We start from the raw sequence: 8,061 nt of genomic DNA, 5'->3' as shown, positions 1-8,061 counted from the left end.
CTTTTGACCTGGAACCGGAGCTGGTGTGGGGCCAGTTTCAGGTGCTGGCCGATTGTCTCCAGGGCAAAACCGGGCTTGCCATCGTGGCTACGGAGCGGGCCCTACAGCCCCACCTTCCCCCCCCAGAGGTGTTTCGGGCCTTTTGTCTCAAGCTGGAACCTGGCCTGGAGATGTCTCCCCAGCAACTGGGGCAGCAGTTGACCCGTCTGGGCTACCGGCGGGTGAATTTGGTGGAAAGTGAGGGGCAGTGGAGCCGACGGGGCGATATTCTCGACGTTTTCCCGGTGGCCTGCGAGTGGCCGGTGCGCCTAGAGTGGTTTGGCAACGAGCTGGAGCGACTGCGGGAGTTCGACCCGGTGAGCCAGCGCTCCCAAGATGGGATCCCCTACGTCTGGCTGACCCCCACTGGCTACGGACCCATCCTCTGGCCGGCTCTGCAGGAAAAAGCCGATCAGCTCTCCCAGGGCCTACGGCAGCAGTTGGAGCAGTCGCCCACCCCCCCGGAGGGCTTGCGCCGTTTTCTCGGCCTGCTCTACACCCCTCCCGCCAATCTGCTCAGCTATCTGGATCCCACCACCCTCATCCTGATCGACGAGCCAGAGCAGTGCCAGGCCCACAGCCGGCAGTGGCTAAGCCACGCCCAAGAACAGTGGAAACAGGCCCAGGTTGCGGAGCCGGCTCTGCAGCCCTTTCACCGCCCCTTCGATCTCCATGCTCCCGACTGGGATCCCTTCCCCCGCCTGTTGGCCCGTGCCATAGCGCTCCACGCCGCTCTCACTCCGGGAGAATCCGCCGCCATCGACCTGAAAAGCCGGGCCGTTCCCGCCATCCCCCACCAGTTTGGATCCCTGGCCAAAACCCTGCGCGAGTACCGCAAGCAGCAGTTGCAGGTGTGGATCCTCTCTGCTCAGCCCTCCCGCACCGTAGCTCTGCTGCAGGAACACGACTGCCCCGCCCAGTACGTGCCCAATCCCAAAGACTTCCCGGCCATCGAGCGCCAGCTGCAGTCCTACACCCCAGTGGCCCTCAAGTATTCCGGCCTGGCCGAGCTGGAGGGGGTTCTCCTGCCCACCTTGGGGTGGGTGGTGCTCACCGACCGCGAGTTTTTCGGCCAGCACAGCCTGGCCACCCCTTCTTATGTGCGCAAGCGCCGCCAGGCCAGCTCTCGCCAGGTGGATCCCAACCTGCTCAAGCCAGGGGATTTTGTCGTTCACAAGGCCCATGGCATTGGCCAGTTTCTGCGCTTAGAAAGCCTCACCATTGGGGGCGAAACCCGCGAGTACCTGGTTATTCAATACAGCGATGGCCTGTTGCGGGTAGCTGCCGACCAGGTCAACTCCCTTTCCCGCTACCGCGCCAGCGGGGATGGACCACCTGCCCTGCACAAGATGTCCGGCAGCACCTGGGAAAAGACCAAACAGAAGGTGAAAAAGAGCCTGCGAAAAGTGGCCTTTGACCTGCTGCAGCTCTATGCCAAACGCGCCGAACAGGAGGGCTATGCCTTCCCGCCCGATTCTCCTTGGCAACAGGAGCTGGAAGATTCTTTCCCCTATCCCCTGACGCCGGATCAACTCCGAGCTGTCCAGGAGATCAAGCGGGATATGGAATCCCCTCGCCCCATGGATCGGCTGCTGTGTGGAGATGTGGGTTTTGGCAAAACGGAAGTGGCCATCCGCGCCATTTTCAAGGCCGTAACCGCCGGCAAGCAAGTGGCTCTTTTGGCGCCGACCACCATTCTCACCCAGCAGCATTATCACACCTTAAAAGAGCGCTTCGCTCCCTATCCCATTCAAGTGGGGCTGCTCAACCGCTTCCGCACCTCGGAGGAGAAAAAAGAAATCCTATCCCGTCTCAAAAGCGGCGAACTGGATGTTGTGGTGGGCACCCACCAGCTTTTGGGCAAGGATGTACAATTTCGCGATTTGGGCCTTTTGGTGATTGACGAAGAGCAGCGATTTGGCGTCAACCAAAAAGAGAAGATTAAGCTGCTGAAAACCCAGGTGGATGTGCTGACGCTCACCGCCACCCCCATCCCGCGCACCCTGTATATGGCCTTGTCGGGGCTGCGGGAAATGAGCCTGATCCAAACTCCCCCGCCTTCCCGTCGGCCCATTAAAACTCACCTTTCGCCCTACAATCCTGAGGTTGTCCGCACAGCCATCCGCCAGGAATTGGATCGGGGTGGGCAAGTGTTTTATGTGGTCAACCGCATCGAAGGGATCGAAGAAGCCAGCGCCAAATTGCGGGAATGGGTGCCCGGCGCCCGCATTGCCATTGCCCACGGGCAAATGCCGGAAGGAGAGCTGGAATCCACCATGCTGGCCTTTAACAATGGCGAGACCGATATTTTGGTCTGTACCACCATCATCGAATCGGGTTTGGATATCCCCAGAGTGAATACCATCTTGATTGAAAATGCCCAGGAGTTTGGATTGGCTCAGTTGTACCAACTGCGGGGGCGGGTGGGCCGGGCCGGGATCCAAGCGCATGCTTGGCTGTTCTATCGAGAAGATGGGATCCTCAGCGAGGACGCCCGCAAACGTCTCCAGGCCATTCAGGAATTTACCCAACTGGGATCCGGCTATCAGTTGGCGATGCGGGATATGGAAATTCGCGGCATTGGCAACCTGTTGGGAACGCAGCAATCGGGGCAAGTCAATGCAGTGGGCTTCGATCTTTACCTGGAGATGCTGCAAGAGGCTATTCGAGAAATTCGCGGCCAGGAGATCCCGCAGGTGGAGGACACGCAAATCGACCTGAATGTTACCGCTATGATCCCGCAAAGCTATATTCCCGACGAAGATCAAAAGATGCAGGCTTATCGACAACTGGCCGCTGCTGGCTCTCGGGTCGAGCTGTTGCAAATTGCCCAAGAATGGCAAGACCGCTTTGGCCCCCTGCCCAAGCCCACTCAGGAGCTGCTGCGGGTAATGGAGCTGAAGGTGCTGGCCCGAGCCCTGGGCTTTTCCCGCATCAAACCGGCCAAAGAGCATGTGCTTTTGGAAACCCCCATGGAGGAGCCCGCTTGGAATCGCCTGAAAGAGGCCCTGCCCACTCACCTGCAGCCTCGCTTTGTTTACCAACCGGGCAAGGTGACGGTGCGGGGTCTGGGGATGGTACCGGCAGCGCAGCAACTGGAGAGCCTTTTGCAGTGGCTAGACAAAATGAGTTTGGCCCTGACAACCTCCTGAATCCTGCTGGATCCCTCTCGGGGTGGGTTCATGCTCTGATGTGAGAAAGTGGGATGGGTGGGCGGCCTTCCTCTGTTTGAACTTTTGCCCTCCTTTTTGCATCGTGTTCGCGTCATGTAAAGTTCTAGAAGCCCACCACCTGCAGAAGACCTACCGGCAGGGGAGCAAGGAGGTGCGGGCGGTGGTGGATGTATCCCTGACGATGGCGGCAGGGGAGATCCTGGCTTTTCTGGGGCCCAACGGGGCCGGCAAGACCACCACCATCAAGCTCATTGCCGGGCTGATCCAACCGGACGCGGGCACAGTGCGCATTCTTGGACGGGATCCCCATACCGATCCGGGGGCCCTGGCCCAGGTGGGGGCAGTGCTGGAAGGCAATCGCAACCTCTACTGGCGGATGACCCCCCTACAGAACCTGGAGTACTTCGGTGTGCTGCGGGGGCTATCCCCCAGAACCGCCCGGCAACGGGGGCTAGAGCTCCTGGAGACCTTTGGCCTGTGGGAAAAGCGGGATGTTGCCGTGCAAACCCTTTCGCGGGGTATGCAGCAGAAGGTGGCCATTGCCGTCGCCCTCCTGCATCAACCGGCCCTGTTGCTGCTGGATGAGCCCACCCTGGGGTTGGATGTGGAATCGGCGCAAGCGGTGAAATCCCTGATCCGCCAAATTGCCGCTTCGGGTCGAGCCATCTTGCTCACCACCCATCAACTGGATATTGCGGAAGCGCTCTCGGATCAGGTAGCCGTTATTCGACAAGGGGTGATCATCGCCCAAGCCCCCACGGGAGAGTTGATCCGGCACTTTGCCGGCGCCGTCGGTACTTACCGGATCGAGCTGGAACAGGGGCTGGATCCCTGGAGGTTTGAACAACTGGCCCGCCAAGGGGTGGAGATTCTCGGATCCCATCGGGTGCGGTTCAGCGGCCCGCCAGAGATGCTCTATCAGGTGCTGGAGATCTTGAAGCCTTTGCCCTTGCTCAGCCTCAAACGAGAGGAAGCCGATCTCACCCATATTTTCCTCGAGTTGTTGAAAAGGGGAGAGGGGCAAGGATGATGCCGGTGATACACCTGTTTTGGGCTGAACTGAAGCGGGCCTGGATCCAGTACATTCGCTATCCGGCGGAGGCCCTGGGCGGGATCCTGATCACCACGTTCTTCTTCTATGCCCTCTTTGCCGGCGCCCAATATGTGGCAGGGCCTGCCTCCCAATTTGGCGAACGGTTGGATGCGGTGGTGATCGGCTATGTGCTCTGGACGCTGGTCATTTTTGTGGTGAACGACATCGCCCTCAACCTGCAGGTGGAAGCCCAGACAGGCACCTTGGAGCAGGTGTTGCTCTCGCCATTTTCGGCAGCCACTCTCTTCTTGGCACGGGCTTGTGCCAGCTTGGTGTTGCGCTTTTCCATTGTCGTCGTCATTCTGGGCGTCATCTTATTGCTGACGGGCAGCCGGTTGCGGTTTCCCCCTGCTCTGGTGTTGCCTTTGGTGAGCGTGGTGCTGGGGGCCTACGGCTTCTCGTTTTTGCTGGGATCCGCCGCTCTGATTTGGAAGCGAATTCAGCAGCTTTTAATTATCAGCCAATTCGGCTTGCTTTTTCTGTTGGCTGCTCCCACGGAAGAATGGCCGGGATCCCTGAGGTGGCTAGGGCAAAGTCTGCCCATGACGGCGGGGGCTGGGCTGCTGCGAGACGTGATGGTGCGGGAGGCGGGCTTGGATCCCGTGCGGCTGATCATGGCTCTGACCAGCGGCATTTTCTACTTCGGCCTGGGCTTGCTGACCTTTCGCCGGGCGGTTCGGGCAGCCAAGCGCCAAGGGATCCTGGGATCCCAGTAGAGGTCTGCAGGAGGGCATCTAGAGCGAACGTTGGTCGGGGGAGCGGTGCAGCAGGTGAGGGAAGTGGTATTCTACCGCTCCAGTGACCGGGTTGTTTTCGGGGAAAGCCATGCTCCGCCGGCTCAGCTCTTGCAGCGCCTTTTCAATTTCGTCAAAGTCGGCAGGTAAGTCGATAGCTATCTCCGCAAGGGTGAGGATCCCTTGCCGCTGTTGGGCTAGCCGCAGGATCTCCCGCATCAGAGCTTGACCTTTGAGGGGCTGAGGAGGTGCTGAGGTGGTTTTTGAGGAAGCTGGGGATGGGGAGGGTCGGGATCCCTGCAGGACGGCCAGCTTGAAGTTGTAGTTCTCCACCATGCCTGGGATCAAAAACAGGTCGATCAACTGCCCAATGCCCAACAGGCCAAAGGTGAACAGCCAGAGAACGCCTGTGCCGGTCTTGCCCAGGTAGAGGCGATGGACGCCACAGATCCCGAATATGCCCAACGCCCAGAGGATGTAGGCGGTACCGACGGATTTGGGTTCGGCGGGGGGCAGCAGGTAGCGAGAACTCATGGGGATTTGACGAGATAACTTTGAGCGGGTACTCCAAGTCTAAGTCTGTCATCTCCTGGCCTGGACGGGCAGAAGAGAACCGGCAAAACCAATCCCTTTACCTCTAAAAGCGAGCTTGGACCCCTTCTAGGCTACTGCCTGAGGGAGGGCAGCCTCAACGGGAAAAGAACCGGAATAATGAGATCTGAAGCTCCCCAAGCTCGAAGAACTCCGTCCTGCCATCGCGAACGGTGGGCACACTCATAGGGAAGGTCAATGCTCGAGCCAATTTTAATCGGGTTGAGCGCTGTGCTCTGGGGCCTCCTCTGGGGCTACGCTACACTGTTGGTTGTGCTGGTGAACTTTAAGGAGCAAGGATCGGTTTACGCCTACCCTATGCAGGCGGTGCTGGATCGCTTTGTCGAATCCTTGGGGCTGGGCTGGCTTAAGGATCTGCATGCCCTGCAACTGAGGCCGCTGCGCCAGATCAGCTATGCTCTGTTCGGCGCCGTCACCTTGGGGGTGGCTTTCATGCTCTGGGTGTTGGGCTGAGGCGATGCCCAGATCAACAGGCGCATTCGCGCAGCAACTGCAAATGCATCAACCCAACCCGAGTTCTCGACAGGCCCATCATGAACGCTGCTCAACTGGTCGCCATTCTCTCTACTGCCATTGCCACCGCCACACCGGTGGTCTTCGCCTGTGTGGGGGAAACCATTACCGAGCGGGCAGGGGTGATCAACCTCTCCGCAGAGGGGACGATCATGCTGGCCGCCATGGTTGGGTTCGCCGTGGCCAAGCTGACGGGAAGTCTGGCGTTGGGCTTTTTGGCTGCCGCCGCTGTGGGAGTGCTGTTTGCTGGGATTGTGGCCTTCGGCTCGCTGACCCTGAAGGGATCCCAAATTGCCATTGGTTTTGTCTTGGCCCTGTTGGGGGCGGATTTGTCTTCCTTTTTGGGCAATCCGTTCGTGCGGATCCCAGGGCCAACGGTGCCCAGCCTGCCGATCCCCTTCTTGAGAGAGGTGCCACTGCTGGGGCCGCTCCTGTTCCGAGGGGATCTGTTGCTGTACGCCAGCTACGCGCTCATCGGGGGAACTTGGTTCTTTTTTTATCGCACTCGGCCTGGCCTGATGTTGCGGGCCATGGGAGAACAGCCGGCAGCAGCCTTTGCCCGGGGCACCGATGTCATTTTCTGGCGCTATGTTTACACCCTTGTGGGGGGATCCCTATTGGGCTTGGCGGGGGCTGCCTTTTCTCTGGATTTCAAGGCCGGCTGGAGCCACCGACATACAGCAGGGTATGGCTGGATTGCTTTGGCCATCGTCATCTTCGGCGGCTGGAACCCCTTGCGGGTAGCCCTGGGGGCCTACCTGTTCGGCATTTTGCAGTCCTTTGCCGGAGTTGCCCAGACTACCATCCGCGCCGTGCCCACCCAAGTTTTTACGGTGGCTCCCTTTGTGTTGATGATTTTGGTGTTGGTGCTCACTTCTGGGGAATGGTGGGAGTACGGCTTGCGCGGGATCCCACCTCGGCTGCGGCGCTGGATCCAGCAGGCGGTGAAGGCCACTCCGCCGGCAGCTCTGGGGCAGCCGTTTGAACCGGGCTAGAGGTTGCTTCCGGCACTGCGGCTTGGGGGTCGCTGATCAGCCGGATCGGAGAGGGGAATCTGAAAGCGCTAGAAAATAGCCTGCAGTTTTTTAAGGCAAGCCTGGATCTGCGCCATCTCCGAGGGATCCAGCTTTTGGAAGCGCTCTTTCAAGTAGGCGACGTGGGCCGGGAAAATTTCCTCAAACAGTTTTTCCCCCGCTTCTGTCAGCACGACCTTAAAGCAGCGTCGGTTTTCCGGGGGCACTTCCCGGCGCACCAGCCCTTTTTGTTCCAGGCGATCCACAATGCCGGTCAGTGTCCCTTTGGTCACCAGCGTTTTTTGGGCCAGGACATTCATGGTCATCCCAGGGGTATTGCCGAGGGTCACCAACACATCAAATTGGGGGGCGGTCAGCCCCATTTGCCGAATATGAACCCCGGCATAATTTTCAAAGGCTTGGTAGGCCCGCGCCAGGTCTCGCAACAGCCCCAAAAAAGGCTCACGGGCCGCCGCCGGAACGGAGTCCTCAGGGTTGAGAACCTCGTCGCTTTGAAGAGGAGGAGAGTTAGCGGGAGTGGGCATGGTTGAAGATCGCTGTTCGCGTTGGTGGAACAGAGTCCTGAGGGAACTCAACCCCAAAGGACAGTCTCGGCTCTATGATAGCCCACCGTAGTACAGTTCTAACGCAAATTATGGTCATTTCGATCCAAGCCAGGATACTGCACCTATGCCTAAAACCCTAAAACATTGAATGCACTGGGCCAGAAGGCTTTTCAAGGACTCCGTCCCGCTGGCGCGACCAGTAGCTCGGGTATCTCATCCTAAACTGAAACGACTATGACGGTTATTCCGGCAGCAGCGAAAGAAGGGCTAGGGATCTTCAGGGCAGTTGCAGCACCTGAACGGGCGAACCGGCAGGGA

The 8,061-nt window shown here is 59.2% G+C and carries 7 protein-coding genes; 5 read left to right on the top strand and 2 right to left on the bottom strand.

All coding sequences use genetic code 11. From position 1 onward, the window contains the following. The 3 genes from mfd to NW838_RS03955 all read left to right on the top strand — a co-directional run. A partial coding sequence (gene mfd / locus NW838_RS03965; protein WP_414427537.1) for a transcription-repair coupling factor occupies nt 1-3,191 on the top strand: 3,191 nt, incomplete at its 5' end. 103 nt (nt 3,192-3,294) lie between these two features. Further along, the gene (locus tag NW838_RS03960; protein ID WP_414427536.1) at nt 3,295-4,242 is read left to right on the top strand and encodes an ABC transporter ATP-binding protein; all 948 of its coding nucleotides are present in this window, start codon (nt 3,295-3,297) and stop codon (nt 4,240-4,242) included. Next, nucleotides 4,239-5,021, top strand: a complete 783-nt coding sequence (locus NW838_RS03955) for an ABC transporter permease (RefSeq protein ID WP_414355804.1) — start codon at nt 4,239-4,241, stop codon at nt 5,019-5,021. The genes NW838_RS03960 and NW838_RS03955 overlap by 4 nt, the downstream gene beginning before the upstream one ends. An 18-nt stretch (nt 5,022-5,039) precedes the next feature. Here NW838_RS03955 and NW838_RS03950 read toward each other — a convergent pair whose 3' ends face one another. After that, nucleotides 5,040-5,573 carry a TM2 domain-containing protein gene (locus NW838_RS03950; protein WP_414355803.1) on the bottom strand — a complete coding sequence of 178 codons (534 nt, stop codon included), beginning with the start codon at nt 5,571-5,573 and terminating at the stop codon, nt 5,040-5,042. Nucleotides 5,574-5,828: 255 nt separating this feature from the next. Between NW838_RS03950 and NW838_RS03945 the strand changes: the two genes are divergently transcribed. Together NW838_RS03945 and NW838_RS03940 are read left to right on the top strand one after the other, a co-directional pair. Further along, a complete protein-coding gene (locus NW838_RS03945) occupies nt 5,829-6,104 on the top strand; it encodes a hypothetical protein (RefSeq protein WP_414355802.1) in 276 nt (91 codons plus the stop codon). A gap of 80 nt (nt 6,105-6,184) precedes the next feature. Further along, on the top strand, nt 6,185-7,159 hold the full coding sequence (locus tag NW838_RS03940) for an ABC transporter permease (RefSeq protein ID WP_414427535.1): 975 nt from the start codon (nt 6,185-6,187) through the stop codon (nt 7,157-7,159). Between the two features lie 68 nt (nt 7,160-7,227). Here NW838_RS03940 and NW838_RS03935 read toward each other — a convergent pair whose 3' ends face one another. After that, nucleotides 7,228-7,722, bottom strand: a complete 495-nt coding sequence (locus NW838_RS03935; RefSeq protein WP_414427534.1) for a MarR family winged helix-turn-helix transcriptional regulator — start codon at nt 7,720-7,722, stop codon at nt 7,228-7,230. Nucleotides 7,723-8,061: the final 339 nt, after the last annotated feature.

Source organism: Synechococcus sp. R55.2 (genome assembly GCF_047462075.1).
Lineage (GTDB): Bacteria > Cyanobacteriota > Cyanobacteriia > Thermostichales > Thermostichaceae > Thermostichus.
Note: the sequence above shows the minus strand (reverse complement) of the source record. Positions and strands in the feature narration are given on the sequence as shown.

Coding starts and splice junctions, on each gene's coding strand:
- NW838_RS03955 (WP_414355804.1), top strand. CDS start 4,239: ATGATGCCGGTGATACACCTGTTTTGGGCTGAACTGAAGCGGGCCTGG.
- NW838_RS03950 (WP_414355803.1), bottom strand. CDS start 5,573: ATGAGTTCTCGCTACCTGCTGCCCCCCGCCGAACCCAAATCCGTCGGT.
- NW838_RS03945 (WP_414355802.1), top strand. CDS start 5,829: ATGCTCGAGCCAATTTTAATCGGGTTGAGCGCTGTGCTCTGGGGCCTC.
- NW838_RS03940 (WP_414427535.1), top strand. CDS start 6,185: ATGAACGCTGCTCAACTGGTCGCCATTCTCTCTACTGCCATTGCCACC.
- NW838_RS03935 (WP_414427534.1), bottom strand. CDS start 7,722: ATGCCCACTCCCGCTAACTCTCCTCCTCTTCAAAGCGACGAGGTTCTC.